Raw genomic sequence first — 469 nt, 5'->3', positions numbered from 1 at the left:
GGTGTCGCGAAGTTCAATGTAGGATGCGGCACGCTGCTGCTGGCGGGCGGGCAGTTCCAGCGGATGGAACACGGGGATTCTATCCATGTCGGAGAGGTAGCCAATCTGCCCGTCCATATCCACCAATGAGCCGTTCCGGTAGTGTTCCAGTCTTTCACCGGTGAAGGGGCGTGGCTTCATGCGCTCCTGCCGTGCGGCCTCTTCCTCCGCCCGGCGGCGCTCCTGTTCCCGAAGTTCTTCTTCCGACGGGGCTTGGGGTGCGGCTGCCGGTTCGGGCTGTGCAGTCCGGGCAGGCTTTTCTGCGGGCGATGCGGCAATGGCATCCCCTTTGTCGGGTACAAACTGGCCGCTGAGCGGTTCCACAATGTCGAACAGGGAGAGCTGCGGGGTGTCCTGCTTCTTCTTCCGTTTGGGCTTCCGTCCGGTGCTGAACGCCTGCCGTTCCTCCTGTGTGAAGCCGAAAAGGTCG

The 469-nt window shown here is 62.7% G+C and carries 1 pseudogene; it reads right to left on the bottom strand.

The features are described 5' to 3' along the window. A pseudogene (locus M3090_RS15630) lies at positions 1–469 on the bottom strand (hypothetical protein); the annotation flags it as partial.

It is taken from the genome of Bacteroides sp. ET71 (assembly GCF_023336905.1).
Taxonomy (GTDB): domain Bacteria; phylum Bacteroidota; class Bacteroidia; order Bacteroidales; family Bacteroidaceae; genus Bacteroides.
The sequence above is the reverse complement of the archived record's forward strand: the minus strand, read 5'-3'. Positions and strand labels throughout refer to the sequence as shown.